Source organism: Streptomyces sp. NBC_01525 (assembly GCF_045040405.1).
Classification (GTDB): domain Bacteria; phylum Actinomycetota; class Actinomycetes; order Streptomycetales; family Streptomycetaceae; genus Streptomyces; species Streptomyces benahoarensis.
In genome coordinates, this window is sequence record NZ_CP109397.1 from 2239750 (window position 1) to 2256623 (window position 16874).

Consider the following 16874-nt stretch of genomic DNA (forward strand, 5'->3'; position numbering starts at 1 on the left):
CTCCGTAGGTTGGACCTACGGCTCCGTAGGTTACGGCATCGTAGGTGAGGTCGAGTTAAGCGCCCGCCCTGCCAAATCGCCCGATTTCACCTCGTTCACCTGCGGAAACGACAAAGGGCGCCCTTCGGTTCGTACGAACCGAAGGGCGCCCTCGAAGGCGTCGGCGCCCGGCGTCAGCCCTTGGGCTTGGCCTGCTTGCGGGACTTGTCGCCCGCCACGACCAGCCCGGCGATGACCAGGAAGAGAACGATGGGGGCAGCGACGTAGAGGCCGAGCGTGGAGAGCACGCTCAGACCCGGACCCGGGTCGTCACCGTCGTCGCGGGTGAGCGCAAACGCGGGGGACGACATCAGCAGCATCAGCGCGGTGCCGGCCGTGACGGTTCCGGCGCGCAGGGCATTCTTCTTGACCTTGTTGCTCACGGACTCAACGTATAGGACGCCCCGACCGCCCGCGCGCCCGGGGTGACGCAAGGCGGCACCGCCGGAGAAAGGCGGCCGCACGGGCATCAGGCGGCACCGGGACGGCCCCGGGCCGCACGGCCCGGGGCCGTCAGACCTCCATGGACTCCGTGCCCAGACCGGCGGCGGTCGGCTCGCTCGTCAGCGGCAGTTCGGCGGAGATCGGGACCTCGCTGATCAGCGGGGCGGCGTCGGCGAGCGGCGGCTCGCTGGTGAGCGGCGGTTCGATGAAGCTGCCGGAGCCGGAGCCGTCCAGGCAGTCGGGGCCGGAGAGCCCGTCGAAGAGGTCCGGTTCCACGGGCCCGTCGCCGGGTGTGGAGGACAGGGCGTCGAGGAGCAACTGAGCGGACCCGGCCACGAGGGCCTCCCGTTCATCGGCAGTGTGACAAGGGCTGAACTACCCAGCGATCCGGATCACAGACGCCCCCACCCGGTAAACGTGACCCACATCATATGGCTCGGGACGGGCGATTTCGCGGTACGGCCCCGGGCCGGGCGCACAGATTGCGGCGGGAGCGGGTTCCCGGCGGCAAGTTCTGCGGGGCGCGGGGCCGCCGGCCGACCCGTCGCACGGAGGCCGCCCCCGTACGCGCGACGGCCCGGGACGCGAAGGGCGCCGCGCGGCGGGACGGCGCTCCCACCCGCCCAGCGGCCCGCGCACCCCGGGCCGGGCCCGGCACACGAAGGCCCGGATCTATGCCGTCACGGCACTGATCCGGGCCAGGGCGTCGTCGGCGCCGTACGGCTGCAAATACGGCAGCCACCGCGGATCGCGGTGGCCCGTCCCGATGATCCGCCAGGCCAAGCCGGACGGCGGGGCCGGTTGATGACGCAGGCGCCAGCCGATCTCGGCGACATGACGGTCGGCCTTGACGTGGTTGCAGCGACGGCAGGCGGCGACGACGTTCTCCCAGGTGTGCTGGCCGCCGCGGCTGCGGGGGATGACGTGGTCGACGCTGGTGGCGACGCCACCGCAGTACATGCAGCGGCCGCCGTCGCGGGCGAACAGTGCCCGCCGGGTGAGCGGAACGGGGCCACGGAAAGGCACCCGCACGAAGCGTTTGAGACGGACCACGCTCGGGGCGGGGATGACGCGGGTCGCACTGTGCATCAGGGCGCCGGACTCCTCAAGGCTGACGGCCTTCTCATTGAGGACGAGGATGAGCGCGCGGCGGAGCGGTACGACGCCGAGCGGCTCGTACGACGCGTTGAGGACCAGGACATGCGGCACGGGTGCCTCCTTGTACGCCGGCGGCGCGTGGCTCGCGCCGGGACGATCTCCCCCAGTGTCACCCGGTGCCCGGCCGCGGCGCCACCATGACCGGGTAACGGGCCGGAGGTGTTTTCCGGCACACCCCCTCAGTTCGCGCGGCACGGTGTTACTTCGCCCTCATTCGGGCGCACTCGCGGCGCTGCGGGAACCCTCCGGAAACCGTCGGCGTTCGAACAAGGGCGCGGTTCAGGTCCGTTGCCCCGTTAGTGTGGTGGGTCTGCCCGAGCCGTGGCGCCACCTCGGTCCGGGCGTCCCGCCCCACACGGAAGGTTCTGCTGTGCACTGGTCAGCCCTGCCGGTCGCCGCCGCGCCCTACAGCGCAGCCCCGGCGCCCGACGCCACCGGCCCGACCTCGCTCGACGACGCGACGGAGAAGGCCACCAACGCCGCCGGGTGGATCCAGGAGAACTGGGGGACGTGGGTCGCGTCCGGCCTCCAGATCGTGCTGATCATCGTGATCGCCGTGGTGCTGCGGCATGTGGTGCGCCGCACCCTCACCCGGCTCATCGAGCGGATGAACCGCACCGCGAGCGCCGCCCAGGGCACCGCGCTCGGCGGTCTGCTGGTCAACGCCGAGCGGCGCCGGCAACGGTCCGAGGCGATCGGTTCGGTACTGCGCTCCGTCGCCTCCTTCGTGATCATGGGGACGGCGGCGCTGATGGTGCTGTCCACCCTCAGCATCAACCTGGCGCCGCTGCTGGCCAGCGCCGGTGTGGCGGGCGTCGCGATCGGTTTCGGCGCCCGCAACCTCGTCACCGACTTCCTCTCCGGCGTCTTCATGATCCTGGAGGACCAGTACGGCGTCGGCGACGAGATCGACGCCGGGGTGGCCACCGGCACCGTCATCGAGGTCGGTCTGCGGGTGACGAAGCTACGCGGGCCGAACGGCGCCATCTGGTACATACGCAACGGCGAGGTCAAGCGGATCGGCAACCTCAGCCAGGGCTGGTCGACCGCCCACGTCGATGTGCAGCTCGCCGCCGACCAGGACCTGGAGCGGGCCCGCGAGGTCATCACCGCCGTCGGCGAGGAGATGTCCAAGGCGGAGCCGTGGAACGAACAGCTGTGGGAGCCGGTGGAGGTGCTGGGCCTGAGCGAGGTCTCCCTGGACACCGTCACGCTGGGCATCTCGGCCAGGACCATGCCGGGGAAGGCCGCGGGCATCGAGCGGGAGCTGCGCTGGCGGGTCAAGCAGGCGCTGGACCGCGCCGCCATCCGCCTCGCACCGCGCCCGGAGCCGGAGGAGGACGAGGGCGCCGCGGACCCGTCCGCCGCGGTGGCCGCGCCGTCCGCGCTCAACAACCCGGATTCGCCGCAGTCCCTCGCCGCGGCGCCGATCGCCCGGCCGAAGCTGGGCAAGTAACGGCCCGCACGCCGACGCCCCACGGCCCCCGTACCGCACCGCGCGGTACGGGGGCTGTTCGCGTGGCGGGACCTGCGGCGCGGGGCAACGGCCGGGCGGTGGGCGGCAGATGACGTTCCGGCCACCTCCGGGAAAAATCTTCGCGCGTAAACCATTGACGGCCGCTCTGGGCGCGCCCTACCGTCCTTGCAACCGATTGGAAAGTTTCCTAACAGATGGTGGCGGGGCCACCGGGAAAGAGGTGGGTGCGCACATGGCCGCAGCGGGGCAGGGGACGCCCGGAACGCCTCGGGTACTCCGGGCGATGAACGACCGGGCCGCGCTCGACCTGCTGGTGTCCCAAGGGCCGTTGACCCGCACCCAGATCGGCGAGCTGACCGGCCTGTCGAAGCCGACCGCCTCGCAGCTGCTCGCGCGCCTGGAGGCCGTCGGGCTGGTGCGGACCACCGGCAACGTCACCGGGCGCCCGGGGCCCAACGCCCAACTCTACGAGGTCAATCCGTTCGTGGCGCAGGTCGCCGCGCTCGCCGTGGATCAGGAGGGGATCACGGCGGCCGTGGCCGACATCGCCGGGCAGGTGCGCGGCGAGGCACGGGTGGGGACCGACGCGGTGGCCGAGGACGTACCGCACCGCACGGCGCAGCTGGTCGCGGCGGCCGTCGACGCGGCGCTCGCCAAGGCCGGGCTGGGCCGGGAGCAGCTGCACGGCGCGGTGATCGGCACGCCCGGTGCGCTCGACCCGGGCACCGGGCGGCTGCGGTACGCACCGCATCTGCCCGGCTGGCACTCGCGGGCCCTCAAGGAGGAGCTGGCGGAGGTCCTGGGCACGCCCATCGAGATCGAGAACGACGTCAACCTCGCGGCCGTCGCCGAGCAGCACGACGGCGCCGCCCAGGACTACGACGACTTCGTACTGGTCTGGGCGGACGAGGGCGTCGGCGCCGCGATCGTGCTGAACGGCACGCTGCTGCGCGGGGCGACCGGCGGCGCCGGGGAGATCGGCTACATGCCGCTGCCCGGGGCGCCGCTGGCGCGCGGCGGGGACCGCAGCGCCGCGCAGCCCGACGGCGGCGGTGGCTTCCAGAGCCTGGTCGGCGCGCCCAGCGTCGTCGAACTCGCCCACCGGCACGGCGCCGGGCACGTCCGCACCGTCGAGGAGGCGCTGCGCGTCGACTCCGTACGCACGGAGGTCGCGGGACGGCTGGCCACCGGGCTCGCCGCCGTGGTGGCCGTCGTCGATCCGCAGCTGGTGGTGTTGTCCGGGTCGGTCGCGCACGCCGGCGGGGAGGAGCTGCGGGCGCTGGTCAAGGAGGAGTTCACCGGGCTGACGCTGCCCCGGCCCGAACTGCGCATCAGCCACCTCGAAGGCAATCCGATTCTCACCGGCGCGCTCCGCACCGCACTCGCCGCCGCCCGCGACATCGTCTTCAACACGGCCTGAACTCCCTTTTCCTGCTCGATTACTCCTTTCATTCCTCCCGCGGTAAAGGAAGTGCGCCATGTCACCCACGCGCGTACGCCGGTGTCTGATCGTGGCGCTGGCCGGTGCCGGGCTGCTCGTCTCGGGGTGTGCCCGGCCGAGTGTCGGCAGTGACCGTGACGATCCGACGAAGCCGGTGACGCTGAAGTTCTGGCACGGCTGGTCGGAGGCGGGTGAGGTGAAGGCGGTGAACGACAGCATCGCCCGCTTCGAGAAACTCCACCGCAACATCAAGGTCGAGGTCGTCGGCAATGTCACCGACGAGACGATGAACCAGGCGCTGCGGGCGGGCGGGGACGACGCCCCCGATGTCGTGTCGTCGTTCACCACCAACAACGTCGGGCAGTACTGCTCCTCGGGCATGTGGGCGGATCTCGATCCGTTCCTGAAGAAGAGCGGGATGGAGAAGGAGAAGGTCTTTCCGAAGACGCTGCTCGACTACACGCAGTACAAGGGGCGGCAGTGCGCGCTGCCGCTGCTGGCCGACGCGTTCGGGCTCTACTACAACAAGGACGCGTTCGAGGAAGCCGGGATCTCCCGGCCGCCGCGGACGATGTCGGAATTCGAGCGGGACGCGGCGAAGCTGACCAAGCGCCGGCAGGACGGTTCGTACCGGCGGGTGGGTTTCATGCCCGCCTTCCGGATGTACCAGAACAGTCCGGACCGGCTGTTCGCGCAGTGGGGTCCCACCTATTTCGACGCGAAGGGCAAGGCGGCGCTGGCGAAGGATCCGCGCAGCAAGGATTTCTTCCGTACGCAGCTCGCGCTGATCAAGGCGCAGGGCGGCTACGGTCCGCTGGAGAAGTTCCGCACCATGTTCGGTGACGAGATGTCGTCGCAGAACGCCTTCCTCACGCAGAAGGTGGCGATGCATCTGGACGGCGAATGGCGCGGGTTGATGCTCAAGGACGCCAAAGCGAAGTTCCACTGGGACACCGCGCCGCTGCCCGTCCCCGACGACCAGGCGGACACCTACGGGCGCGGCTATCTCACCGGCACCGTCGCCGGAATCGCGCACAGCAGCACGCATCAGAATGCCGCCTGGGAACTGGTGAAGTTCCTGACCGCCGACACCGATCAGGTGGTCGCCTTCGCCAACGCCATCCACAACGTCCCCTCGACGTTCGCCGCGCTGAAATCGCCGAAGCTGGACGCGGACCCGACGTTCCGCAGCTTTCTGAACATCGCGAAGAACCCGCACAGTTCGGCGCTGCCGCCATCCAACAACGGCGGGCAGTACGTCACCACGCTCCAGGACTTCTCCTACGACGTCGAAGCCGGAAAGGTCCCCGATCTCGACAAGGGACTGCGGACCCTCGACTCGCAGATCGACGCCGACAACCTCCAGTCCGAGAACTGACGGAGCCCGCCATGGCACTCAACACCCGCGCGCCCGCGCTGCGCCGTAAGAAAATGCGCGAGAAACTGCGCACGGTCGGTTTTCTCTCCCCCTGGCTGGTCGGCTTCTCGGTCTTCTTCGGCTATCCGCTGCTCGCCACCATCTATTTCTCGTTCATGCACTACAACCAGATCGAACAGCCCGCTTTTGTGGGGCTGAAGAACTGGAAGTACGTGCTGACACAGATGCCGCTGTTCGGTCCGGCGCTGTGGAACACGCTGTGGCTGGTCGTGGTGATGGTCGCGCTGCGGGTGGTCTTCGGGCTCGGTATCGGCCTGCTCGTCACGAAGATCAAGTCGGGGGCGGGGTTCTTCCGCACCGCGTTCTATCTGCCGTATCTGGCACCGCCGGTCGCCGCGACCGTCGCGTTCGTCTTCCTGCTGAACCCGGGAACCGGGCCGGTCAACGAGATCCTCGGCGCCGTCGGCATCGACGCACCCTCGTGGTTCAACGATCCGAACTGGGCGAAGCCGTCGCTGGTGCTGCTGTCACTGTGGGGCATCGGCGACCTGATGGTGATCTTCATGGCGGCGCTGCTGGACGTGCCGCGCGAGCAGTACGAGGCGGCGGAGCTGGACGGCGCCGGGGCGTGGGGGAAGTTCCGCTACGTCACCTGGCCGGCGATCACCCCGATCGTGATGTTCGCGGTGGTCACCGGCGTCGTGCAGACCATGCAGTACTACACGCAGGCACTGGTCGCCGGGAAGCTCGCCTCCGGCATCACCATCGGCCCCGGCACGGTCATCCAGCCCGGCTACCCGGACCACTCCACCCTGACCGTCCCGCAGCTCGTCTACTCGCTGGGCTTCCAGAACTTCAACACCGGCGCGGCGTGCGTGCTCTCGCTCGTGCTCTTCGTCATCGCCATGGCCGTCACCACCCTGCTGATGCGCAAGCGCGCGGGCCTGCTCCCGGCGGAGGACTGATCCCATGACCACCACGACCCTGAGCGCCCCCGGCGCACCTGCCCGTACCGGCGGCGGCGACGCGATCGGCCCGGCGCTGCGGGCCCGCCGCACCCGGCTGCTGCACTGGATCGCCGTGCACACGGTGGCCGTCGCCGCCGCGCTCTTCTTCGTGCTGCCGTTCGCCTTCGTCTTTCTGACGTCGGTGATGAGCGACGGCCAGGCGATGAGCGGCGAATTGTGGCCCACCGAATGGCACTGGTCCAACTACGCCACCGTCTTCCACACCCCGGGCTTTCTGGACTGGTGGAAGAACTCCCTGATGTACGCGAGCCTGGGCACGCTCTTCACGGTGTGCTCGGCGGTTCCGGTGGCGTACGCGCTGGCGAAGTTCCGCTTCCGTGGCCGCCGGGCGGCGATGATCCTGGTGATTTCCACGATGATGCTGCCGCCGCAGGTCATCGTCATTCCGATGTATCTGGTGTGGGCGCAGCAGCTGCACCTGTCCGGGTCGCTGTGGCCGCTGATCATTCCGATGGCGTTCGGCGACGCGTATTCCATCTTCCTGCTGCGGCAGTTCCTGCTGACGATTCCGCAGGAGTACATCGAGTCGGCGAAGGTGGACGGCTGCGGTGAGGTCCGTACGCTGCTGAAAATCGTCGTGCCGATGGCGAAGCCCGGTATCGCCGCCATCGCGCTGTTCCAGTTCTTCTACTGCTGGAACGACTATTTCGGCCCGCAGATCTATGCGGCGCAGAACCCCGGGGCCTGGACGCTCTCCTACGGCCTCGAATCCTTCAAGAGCGCACACAACGTCGACTGGAATCTGACCATGGCGGCGACGCTGCTGATCATGGTTCCGGTCATCCTCGTGTTCTTTTTCGCACAGAAAGCCTTCGTCGAAGGCGTCACTCTCACCGGAGTAAAGGGCTGAACCTGTGGCTGTTCCCATGAAACTCGCCGTGGTCGGCGGCGGGTCGACCTACACCCCCGAACTCATCGACGGCTTCGCGCGGTTGCGGGACGTCCTGCCGCTTGCGGAGCTGGTCCTCATCGACCCGGCGGCCGACCGGCTGGAGCTGGTCGGCGGGCTCGCCCGCCGTATCTTCGCCAAGCAGGGCCACCCGGGCCGGATCTCCTGGACCTCCGACCTGGACGCGGGCGTGGACGGCGCCGACGCGGTCCTGCTCCAGCTGCGCGTCGGCGGGCAGGCGGCCCGCAACCAGGACGAGACGTGGCCGCTGGAGTGCGGCTGCGTGGGCCAGGAGACCACCGGCGCCGGCGGGCTCGCCAAGGCGCTGCGGACCGTGCCGGTGGTCCTCGACATCGCCGAGCGGGTGCGGCGGCGCAACCCCGACGCGTGGATCGTGGACTTCACCAACCCGGTCGGCATCGTCACCCGGGCGCTGCTCACCGAGGGCCACCGGGCCGTCGGGCTGTGCAACGTCGCCATCGGCTTCCAGCGGAAGTTCGCCCGCCTGCTGGGCGTCACGCCCGAACAGGTGGAACTGGAGCATGTCGGGCTCAACCACCTCACGTGGGAGCGGGCGGTCCGCGTCGACGGCGAGGACGTGCTGCCGCGGCTGCTGGCCGAGCACGGCGACGCGGTCGCCGAGGACCTGCACATGCCGCGCTCCCTGGTGGACCGCCTCGGCGTCGTCCCCTCGTACTACCTGCGCTACTACTACCAGCACGACGAGGTGGTGCGGGAGCTGCGGCGGAAGCCGTCGCGGGCGGCGGAGGTCGCCGCGATCGAGAAGCAGCTGCTGGAGATGTACGGCGACGAGAGCCTGGACGAGAAGCCGGAGCTGCTGGCCAAGCGCGGCGGAGCGTTCTACTCGGAGGCGGCGGTGGCGCTGACGTCGTCGCTGCTGCGGGACACCGGCGACACCCAGATCGTCAACACCTTCAACAACGGGACGCTGCCGTTCCTGCCGGACGACGCGGTGATCGAGGTCCCGGCGACGGTCGGCGCCACCGGCGCGCGGCCACTGCCCGTGCGCCCCCTGGAGCCGCTGTTCTCCGGGCTGATCGCGAACGTCACCGCGTACGAACGCCTCGCGCTGGACGCGGCGCTCAAGGGCGGCCGGGACCGGGTCTTCCAGGCGCTGCTGGCACACCCGCTGATCGGCCAGATCGCCTACGCCGAGCAGCTGACCGACGATCTCCTCGCACACAACCGGGAGCACCTGACGTGGGCCTGAGCGGCGCCTCGCTCGCGATCGACGCGGGCAACAGCAAGACGGACGTGGCCCTGGTGGGCGCCGACGGCCGGGTGCTTGGCACGGCCCGCGGCGGGGGCTTCCAGCCGCCGGTGGTCGGCGTCGGCCCCGCGGTGGACGTCCTGGCGCCGCTGGTGGCGTCGGTCCTGGCGCAGGCGGGGGCCGAGGGCCCGGTGGCGCACGTCGCGGCGTACCTCGCCAACGCCGATCTGCCGGTCGAGGAGGCCGCGCTGGAGGCGGAGATCACCGGCCGCGGCTGGGCCGGGTCGGTGACCGTCGCCAACGACACCTTCGCGCTGCTGCGGGCCGGGCTGCCGGACGGCGCGGAGCCACGCGGCGTGGCCGTGGTCTGCGGCGCCGGGATCAACGGCGTGGGCCTGGGCCGGGACGGGGCGACGGCGCGGTTCCCGTCGGTCGGCCGGATCTCCGGCGACTGGGGCGGCGGCGGCCATCTCGCCGACGAGGCGCTGTGGTTCGCGGCGCGCGCCGAGGACGGCCGCGGCGGCCCCAGCACGCTGGCGCGGGCGCTCCCCGCCCACTTCGGCCTGACCACCATGGCCGAACTGATCGAGGCGCTGCATCTGCGGCACCTCCCCGACCACCGGCGGTACGAGCTGACGCCGGTGCTGTTCGACGCCGCGGCGGACGGCGACCCGGTGGCCCGGTCGATCGTGGCGCGGCAGGCGGACGAGGTGGTGCTGCTGGCGGCGGTCGCACTGGAGCGGCTGGAGCTCCTCGGCGAGGAGACCCGGGTGGTGCTCGGCGGCGGGGTGCTGGCCGCCCGCCATCCGCTGCTGCACGAGCGGGTGGTCCGGCTGCTGGCGGAGCGCGCGCCGAAGGCGGTCGCTCAGGTGGTGACCGCTCCCCCGGTGCTGGGCGCCGCCCTGTCCGCCCTGGACCGGGCCGGGGCCCCGACGGCGGCGTACGCGCGACTGCGGGAGACCTGGACGTAACGGCACACCGATCCGCGCGCAGGGGCGCGGGGCGGGCGGCGGCTGCGGAGGGCGCCGCGCCACCGCCCCGCGCCTCTTTCGCGTGTGCGCCCGGATCCGGGGCCCGGGCCCCCGGGCCCCGGATCCGGGCGCACGGGCTTCCGCAGCTCACGTTCCGAGGCCAGGGCTCCCGAGGCTCGCACCCCGCCCCCCGACCCCCATTTCCGGTGATTCCGGCAATTCCGGCATCGTGGGACCACCGTCGGCGAAATACCCCGCCTGATCGCCCCCACTCGGTGCGCCGGGGCGTCAGTATTGAGGAAAAGTGGGGGTAGCAGCACCCGAGAGGCGGCCGAAGCGCACCAACCACCGCGCCCCGTACGCAGTTTGGAGAGGTGATCGATGGGGGTCTTGGGACCCTTTCCCGGATCCGCGGAGCGGCCGCCCGGCCAGGCTCTGGACCGCGAGGAGGCCGACCGTGCGCTGGAGCGGCTGAGCGCCGAGTACGAGGCGATCGATTCCTCGCTACAGGCGCTCCAGGACCACGCGGGGCGGCGGCTGCTGGAGGGCGCGGACCTGACCGGCGTGACCAAGGAGCGCTGGGCGGCCACCGAACGCTCGCTGGCCGCGCTCTGGGCGGACTTCGACGCGTACACCGAGGCGCTGGCCACCGTCCGCACGCTGCGCGAGCGGCGGCGCTGGCTCTCCCCCGACGACCTCGCCGAACTGACCGGCCTGCTGCGCGACGCACCGATCCCGGCGACCGGGGCCACCGACGGGGCCGACGCCACGCCGTGCACGCTGCGCGAGCTGGTGGCACGGCTGAACGGCCGCTACGCCCGCGCGCTGGACACCATCGTCGCCGCGGACGCGGTCTGGTCCACGCTGCCCGCCCGTATCGACCTGCTCGCCGAGGAGCTGCGGCGCACCCGCTCGCTGGCGCACTCCGTGGGCGTCCGCCCCGGCACCCACCCCTCCGGCGACGACCTGGAGGACATCACCGACGAGCTGACCCGGCTGCGCGCCGAGGTGATCGCCGACCCGCTGGCGTTCTGGGTGGCCCCGGCGGGCGGCAGCGCCGCGCCCGGCGGCGGACGGCCCGACACCGCGCGCTACGACCGGGCGGCCCGCGCGCTGGAGGACGTCCGCCGGGAGATCGAGGCGGTGCTGGACGTACGGCAGGACGCCGAGGCCCGGCTGATGCGCCTGCGGGACGTCCTCTCCCGCGCGGACCGCACCCTGACCGAGGCGCGGCAGGCGCGCGGCGAGGTGCTGGCGAAGATCGCGGCGTGCGAGGTCCCGGCCGTCAGCGGCCCGTCGACGGCGCTGCACGAACAGCTCACGGCCGCCGCCGACTTCCGGCGGCGCGCCCAGTGGCACCGCCTCTCGCCACTGCTGGACCGGCTGGAGGAGAGCGCCGAGGACGAACTGCTGCGCGCCCGCGAGTCACTGACGGCGGTGACCGCACCGCTCGCGGTCCGCGCCGAGCTGCGCGGCCGCCTCGACGCGTACAAGGCGAAGCTGGCCCGGCACGGTCTGGCGGGCGATCCGCTGCCGGCCGAGCGGTACGACGCGGCCCGGCGGCTGCTGTGGAGCGCGCCCTGCGATCTGCGGGCCGCCGAGGCGGCGGTGGCGCGCTACCAGCGGGCGGCGGCGGAGGCGCTCGTACCCGACCGGGGCGAGGCGTGAGCGGGCCCCCGGCCGAACGCACCGGCCCGTCCGCCGACTTCGGCCGGGGCGGACGGCACCGGGAGGATCCGGCCAGCGGGGCCACCGGAGTACGGAACCACGGCGCGGACTGGGTACTCTCCGGGGGCCACGGTGCCCGTCCGGCCGACGGACCGGGCCGTGCGGTGCCGCCGGAGCCGCCGCACCGCCGGAGGCGGCGCCGACCGCGCGGCAGGGCGCGGCGTGGCGAGACAAGGATCGAGCTGGTGGAGCGGGCCTACCGTTTCCGCCCCGGGACGTGGGTGTGACATGGGTGTGACTGGGCCGTCCAGGTGTCCGAGCTGCGGCGAGCCGCCGGAGGAGGAGGGCGCGGGCTGCGGACGCTGCGGCGCCGGAAACCCGGCGCCGCCCGACCCGCAGGCCCGGATCCCCGACGCGGCGCTGGGCGGGGAGGCGACCGGACGGCAACCGGCCACCGACCCGCGGGTCGCCGGGTACGAGGCGGTCGCCGACGCCGCCGAGCAGACGCCGGTGCGCGGCATCCGCCGGTGCGTGCTGTGCGGCGCGGGCGGCGTGGACGCGGCCGGTTACTGCCCCCGCTGCGGCCAGGCCCAGCCGCGCGAACGCGACCACATGGAGCGGGAGTTGGAGGGCGTCGGCGCGGTCAGCGACATCGGCCGCCGCCACCACCGCAACGAGGACTTCTTCACGGTGTCGGCGACGGCCCTCCAGGACGGTTCGCCCGCCGTCGTCGCCGTCGTCTGCGACGGGGTGTCCTCCGCGACCCGGCCCGACGAGGCGTCGGCCGCGGCGTGCGAGGCGGCGGGCGAGGCGCTGCTGGAGTCGCTGCCGCGCGGGGTCCACGCCCAGCGGGCGATGCACGACGCGGTGGTGGTGGCGGCGGCAGCGGTGAACGCGCTGGCCGGGCCGGACGATCCGCAGGAGCCGCGCCGGGAGAACGCCCCGGCCTGCACCTTCGTCGGCGCGGTGGTCGGCGGCGGGCTGCTGACCGTCGGCTGGGTCGGCGACAGCCGCGCCTACTGGGTGCCCGACGACCGCAGCGTCCCGGCGACCCGTCTCACCGAGGACGACTCGTGGGCCGCGCAGATGATCGCGGGCAATCTGATGTCCGAGGCGGAGGCGATGGCCGACGAGCGGGCGCACGCCATCACCGGCTGGCTGGGCGCGGACGCGTACGAGGTCGAGCCGCACACCCGGCACTTCCAGCCGGACGGTCCGGGCGTCGTCGTGGTCTGCACGGACGGGCTGTGGAACTACGCGGAGTCCGCCGAGCTGATGGCCGCGGTGCTGCCCGCCGACGCGCACGTCCGCCCGCTGGAGAGCGCCCGGACGCTGGTGACGCACGCGCTCGACGGCGGCGGCCACGACAACATCACGGTCGCGGTGGTGCCGTTCCCCGCACCCGCGGGACACGCCGCGACGGCCTGACCCGGGCGCCCGGTGCCGGTCCGGCGGAACGTCGCGGCCACTCTTGGGTGGGACGTACGGATTCGTCGGATCGGCACCGTTTCGGGTGGCGGGTGACGCACTCCACAGCCCGGGGCGGGCGGGGGCCGCGACGCCCGGTGACGCCCCGGCGGCGGGCGTTCCCCCTTCCGAGGCGGGCGGCGGCCGTGGCAGGGCGAACGGTACTGTGCGACGGGGCGGCGGCTCCGCCGCGCGTGGGGCACTCCCGCCGCGGCCGTGAGACGGTCCGCCCCACGCCATGACAGACCAACGAGAGCACCGGCCGTAAGCGCCGGAGACGGTACGGAGGGGGAAGAAACCGACATGCCTACCTGCCCGAACGGACACCAGTCGGTGGCCGAGGACTGGTGCGAGGTGTGCGGCCGGCCGATGGCGGGCGCCGTCCCCCCGCCGCCCTCCCTGCCCGCCGGCTTCCTGAACGCCCCGCCCGCCGGAAGCCCCGGCCCGCCGCCCCCGGGTCAGGGCTTCCCGCCGCCCGGCGGCCCCCAGGGAGGTCCCCCGCCGCAGGACGGCCAGGGCTTCCCCCCGCCACAGGACGGTTACGGCTTCCCGCCGCCGGGCCAGGCCGGTCCGCCGCCGGGCGCGCCCACCGGTCCGCCGCCCGGTCAGATGCCGCCGCCTCCCGGCGCACCCACCGGGCCTCCCCCGGGTCAGATGCCCCCGCCTCCGGGCGGCCCCCAGGATGGCTACGGTTTCCCGCCGCCCCCCTCGCCCCAGGGCGGCCCGGGTCCGCAGGACGGCTACGCCTTCCCGCCGCCGGGTGGTCCCCAGGGCCAGCCGCAGGACGGTTACGGCTTCCCGCCGCCGGGCCAGGCCGGTCCGCCGCCCGGTCAGATGCCGCCGCCTCCCGGTGCCCCGCAGGACGGCTACGGCTTCCCGCCGCCCGCGCCGCAGGACGGCTACGGCTTCCCGCCACCCGCGCCGCAGGACGGCTACGGTTTCCCGCCGCCCGCGCCGCAGGACGGCCCGTCGCAGGGCGGTTACGGCTTCCCGCCGCCCGCGCCGCAGGGTGCGCCCGGTTTCCCGCCGCCCGGCGGTCCCCAGGGCGGCCAGGGCTTCCCGCCGCCCCCGGGTGCGGCCGGTCCCGGCGGCCCCCAGGGCGGTTACGGCTTCCCGCCCGCGCCGGGCCCCGGCCCGCAGGGTGGTCCGGGTCAGCCGCCGCAGGGCGCTTACGGTTTCCCGCCCGCGCCGGGCCCCGAGCAGCAGGGGGTGCCCGAGGCGTGCCCGCAGTGCGGTACGCCGCGGGCCGCGGGTGCGCCGTCCTGTGAGGAGTGCCGCTTCGCCTTCGCCGGGCAGGCGCCCGCGTCGTTCGCGCCGCCCGTCGGACACCCGGGCCCGCCGCCCGGCGGCCCCCAGGGCGGCTACGGCTTCCCGCCCGCACCGGGCCCCGGCCCGCAGGGCTTCCCGCCGCCGCAGGACGGTTACGGCTTCCCGCCGCCGCAGCAGGGCCCGCCGCCCGGTGGTCAGCCCGTGCCGCCGCAGCAGCCCGGGGACGACTGGCCGCTGAGCCCGCCGGACGCCCAGGGCGCGCCGCCCGCGCCCCCGGCGCCGTTCGGGCAGCAGCCGCCCGGACCGCCGCAGGGCCCGGTGCCGCCGCAGCAGCCCGGTCCGTACGACCCGCAGCAGACGCCGCCCCCGCCGGGTGAGCAGCAGTGGGGCGGCGGCCCGGGGCAGGCGCCGGAGGCGCCGCAGGGTCCGGCTCCGGTCGTCGGGGACGGCTGGGTCGTCGCCATCGCACCGGACCGTGCGTACTTCGCGGCGATGATGGAGCGCAGCGGCCCGGAGGCCACGGGGCTCAACCTCCCCGCGTACGGCCCCGAGCAGCAGCTGCCGCTGGCCGGTGGGCAGATCGCCATCGGGCGGCGGCGCAACAGCACCGGTGAGTCGCCCGACGTCGACCTGGGCCGCTCGCCCGAGGACCCGGGTGTCTCGCATCAGCACGCGCTGCTGGTGCAGCAGCCGGACGGCAGCTGGGCCGTGGTGGACCAGAACTCCACCAACGGCACCACGCTCAACCTCGCCGAGGAGCCGATCCAGCCGTACGTCCCCGTCGCGCTGCACGAGGGCGACCGGGTGCACGTCGGCGCGTGGACGACGCTGACCGTCCGCCGCGGCTGACCCCACGAACGGGGCGTGACCTGCACGGTCACGCCCCGTTCGGGTATCCGCCCAGCTCCCAGGCGTAGGGGCCGGACGGATCGTCGAGCCAGAACCACTGGCGGTCGCCCTCGACCGTCACGCCGTACCGCTCCCGCCGCGGCCGCCGCTCGCGCCGCCACAGCACGTACGCCTCCTGCGGCAGCAGTCCGGCCGCGCCGATGTCCAGCAGGAAGCGGAACCGGTCGTCACCCAGCGCCTCGCGGGGCAGCCCCAGCCCCACCGCGTCCACCTCGTACGCCCCGTCGGCGCCGGCCGCCCGGCCGGGGGTGCGCAGCGGTACGAAGTACACCGGGGTGGGCAGGAAGCGGCCCTCGGCGCGGCCGTCCGGCGCCACCCGCAGCTTCAGCAGGCCGGTGCCGAGCGGCGCGAGGATCACCGCGTCCGCCGCGCACTGCCGGGGCCAGGCCGTCGGCACCGCCCCCAGCGAGCAGGTTGCGATGATCCGGTCGAAGGGGGCGCGGGACGGGCAGCCGAGCGCCCCGTCGCCGGTCACCACGTACGGCCGGAACCCGGCGGCCGCCAGCCGTTCCCGGGCCGGCGCGGTGATCTCCTCCTCCAGGTCGACGGTGGTCACCCGGGAGGCGCCGAGCCGGTGGGTGAGGAGGGCGGCGTTGTAGCCGCTGCCAGTGCCGACCTCCAGGACCCGGCAGCCGTCGGTGACCTCCAGCTCCTCCAGCATCAGCGCCATCAGCGACGGCTGGCTGCTGGACGACACCAGCCGCCCCTCGTCGTCGACGCGGAGCGCCAGCGGCGCGTCCTGGTAGACGCCGCGCAGCCAGGCGGCCCGGCGCAGCGGATCGGCGTCGTCGCCCGACAGCCGCTCGTAGCCGCCGAGGACGCTGTCGTGGAAGACCGGGACGAACGCCTCGCGCGGCACCGCGGCGAACGCCGCCCGCCAGCGCGCATCGCGCAGCCCGCCGCCGCGTTCGATGCCGCGTACCAGCCGCTCCCGCTCCGCGACCGCCGCCGCGGGCCCGGCGGGGTCGCCCCGTTCCGCGTCCATGTCTCCACTGTCCACCCCGCGACCCGGCCCGCGCCGGTCGGCGTGTCTGACACCATGGACGGGTGACTGACGACCCACGCACCACCGATCCGGAGCAGACCTTCTACGACCAGGTCGGCGGCGAGGAAACCTTCCGCCGTCTGGTGCGCCGCTTCTACGAGGGCGTGGCCGGCGACCCGCTGCTGCGGCCGATGTACCCGGAGGAGGACCTCGGTCCGGCCGAGGAGCGGATGACGCTGTTCCTGATGCAGTACTGGGGCGGGCCGCGCACCTACAGCGAGCGCCGCGGCCACCCGCGGCTGCGGATGCGGCACGCGCCGTTCACCGTGGACCGCGCCGCCCACGACGCCTGGCTGCGCCTGATGCGGGACGCGGTGGACTCCCTGGAGCTGTCCGAGGAGCACGCCGCGCAGCTGTGGAACTACTTCACGTACGCCGCCACCACGATGATCAACTCCCCGGGCTGAGCGGCCCGGTGGCGCCGCGTGTCACGATCCGGTGACGTCCCGGCGGTCGGCTG

15 protein-coding genes are annotated in these 16874 nt (G+C 73.4%); 11 read left to right on the top strand and 4 right to left on the bottom strand.

The window, feature by feature from the left end:
- Window positions 1-173: 173 nt before the first annotated feature.
- From OG422_RS09955 to OG422_RS09965, 3 genes are all read right to left on the bottom strand, one after another.
- Window positions 174-422: a hypothetical protein gene (locus OG422_RS09955; RefSeq protein ID WP_143942275.1), complete on the bottom strand. Its 249-nt coding sequence runs from the start codon at window positions 420-422 to the stop codon at window positions 174-176.
- 130 nt (window positions 423-552) lie between these two features.
- A complete protein-coding gene (locus tag OG422_RS09960) occupies window positions 553-819 on the bottom strand; it encodes a hypothetical protein (RefSeq protein WP_405742055.1) in 267 nt (88 codons plus the stop codon).
- Between the two features lie 336 nt (window positions 820-1155).
- Window positions 1156-1692 carry an HNH endonuclease gene (locus OG422_RS09965; protein WP_143942277.1) on the bottom strand — a complete coding sequence of 179 codons (537 nt, stop codon included), beginning with the start codon at window positions 1690-1692 and terminating at the stop codon, window positions 1156-1158.
- A 319-nt stretch (window positions 1693-2011) separates the two neighbouring features.
- On the opposite strand from OG422_RS09965, the gene OG422_RS09970 reads away from it, so the two are divergent.
- The 10 genes from OG422_RS09970 (at window position 2012) to OG422_RS10015 (ending at window position 15309) form a co-directional block, all read left to right on the top strand.
- Window positions 2012-3097: a mechanosensitive ion channel family protein gene (locus OG422_RS09970; RefSeq protein WP_143942278.1), complete on the top strand. Its 1086-nt coding sequence runs from the start codon at window positions 2012-2014 to the stop codon at window positions 3095-3097.
- 304 nt (window positions 3098-3401) lie between these two features.
- Window positions 3402-4538 carry an ROK family transcriptional regulator gene (locus tag OG422_RS09975; protein ID WP_405742058.1) on the top strand — a complete coding sequence of 379 codons (1137 nt, stop codon included), beginning with the start codon at window positions 3402-3404 and terminating at the stop codon, window positions 4536-4538.
- 58 nt (window positions 4539-4596) lie between these two features.
- Window positions 4597-5937, top strand: a complete 1341-nt coding sequence (locus OG422_RS09980) for an ABC transporter substrate-binding protein (protein ID WP_405742060.1) — start codon at window positions 4597-4599, stop codon at window positions 5935-5937.
- An 11-nt stretch (window positions 5938-5948) separates the two neighbouring features.
- Window positions 5949-6902 carry a carbohydrate ABC transporter permease gene (locus OG422_RS09985; RefSeq protein WP_143942281.1) on the top strand — a complete coding sequence of 318 codons (954 nt, stop codon included), beginning with the start codon at window positions 5949-5951 and terminating at the stop codon, window positions 6900-6902.
- 4 nt (window positions 6903-6906) lie between these two features.
- On the top strand, window positions 6907-7815 hold the full coding sequence (locus OG422_RS09990; protein WP_405742063.1) for a carbohydrate ABC transporter permease: 909 nt from the start codon (window positions 6907-6909) through the stop codon (window positions 7813-7815).
- Between the two features lie 16 nt (window positions 7816-7831).
- The gene (locus OG422_RS09995) at window positions 7832-9085 is read left to right on the top strand and encodes a 6-phospho-beta-glucosidase (RefSeq protein WP_405747716.1); all 1254 of its coding nucleotides are present in this window, start codon (window positions 7832-7834) and stop codon (window positions 9083-9085) included.
- The gene (locus OG422_RS10000) at window positions 9076-10056 is read left to right on the top strand and encodes an N-acetylglucosamine kinase (protein WP_405742065.1); all 981 of its coding nucleotides are present in this window, start codon (window positions 9076-9078) and stop codon (window positions 10054-10056) included. The genes OG422_RS09995 and OG422_RS10000 overlap by 10 nt, the downstream gene beginning before the upstream one ends.
- A 381-nt stretch (window positions 10057-10437) precedes the next feature.
- Window positions 10438-11724 (top strand): hypothetical protein, encoded by a 1287-nt coding sequence (locus OG422_RS10005; RefSeq protein ID WP_405742067.1) that lies wholly within the window; start codon window positions 10438-10440, stop codon window positions 11722-11724.
- A gap of 288 nt (window positions 11725-12012) precedes the next feature.
- Window positions 12013-13152: a PP2C family protein-serine/threonine phosphatase gene (locus OG422_RS10010; RefSeq protein ID WP_405742069.1), complete on the top strand. Its 1140-nt coding sequence runs from the start codon at window positions 12013-12015 to the stop codon at window positions 13150-13152.
- A 693-nt stretch (window positions 13153-13845) separates the two neighbouring features.
- A complete protein-coding gene (locus OG422_RS10015; RefSeq protein ID WP_405742071.1) occupies window positions 13846-15309 on the top strand; it encodes an FHA domain-containing protein in 1464 nt (487 codons plus the stop codon).
- A gap of 28 nt (window positions 15310-15337) precedes the next feature.
- Here OG422_RS10015 and OG422_RS10020 read toward each other — a convergent pair whose 3' ends face one another.
- Complete coding sequence (locus tag OG422_RS10020) at window positions 15338-16354, bottom strand: methyltransferase domain-containing protein (RefSeq protein ID WP_405742073.1); 1017 nt, start codon at window positions 16352-16354, stop codon at window positions 15338-15340.
- 62 nt (window positions 16355-16416) lie between these two features.
- On the opposite strand from OG422_RS10020, the gene OG422_RS10025 reads away from it, so the two are divergent.
- Window positions 16417-16821, top strand: a complete 405-nt coding sequence (locus tag OG422_RS10025) for a globin (RefSeq protein ID WP_143942480.1) — start codon at window positions 16417-16419, stop codon at window positions 16819-16821.
- The last annotated feature ends 53 nt before the right edge of the window (window positions 16822-16874 follow it).

Excerpts from the sequence above, each read along its gene's own strand:
- OG422_RS09980 (WP_405742060.1), top strand. The coding sequence starts at position 4,597 with ATGTCACCCACGCGCGTACGCCGGTGTCTGATCGTGGCGCTGGCCGGT.
- OG422_RS10015 (WP_405742071.1), top strand. The coding sequence starts at position 13,846 with ATGCCCCCGCCTCCGGGCGGCCCCCAGGATGGCTACGGTTTCCCGCCG.
- OG422_RS10010 (WP_405742069.1), top strand. The coding sequence starts at position 12,013 with ATGGGTGTGACTGGGCCGTCCAGGTGTCCGAGCTGCGGCGAGCCGCCG.
- OG422_RS10020 (WP_405742073.1), bottom strand. The coding sequence starts at position 16,354 with ATGGACGCGGAACGGGGCGACCCCGCCGGGCCCGCGGCGGCGGTCGCG.
- OG422_RS09975 (WP_405742058.1), top strand. The coding sequence starts at position 3,402 with ATGAACGACCGGGCCGCGCTCGACCTGCTGGTGTCCCAAGGGCCGTTG.
- OG422_RS09990 (WP_405742063.1), top strand. The coding sequence starts at position 6,907 with ATGACCACCACGACCCTGAGCGCCCCCGGCGCACCTGCCCGTACCGGC.
- OG422_RS10005 (WP_405742067.1), top strand. The coding sequence starts at position 10,438 with ATGGGGGTCTTGGGACCCTTTCCCGGATCCGCGGAGCGGCCGCCCGGC.
- OG422_RS09985 (WP_143942281.1), top strand. The coding sequence starts at position 5,949 with ATGGCACTCAACACCCGCGCGCCCGCGCTGCGCCGTAAGAAAATGCGC.
- OG422_RS09995 (WP_405747716.1), top strand. The coding sequence starts at position 7,832 with ATGAAACTCGCCGTGGTCGGCGGCGGGTCGACCTACACCCCCGAACTC.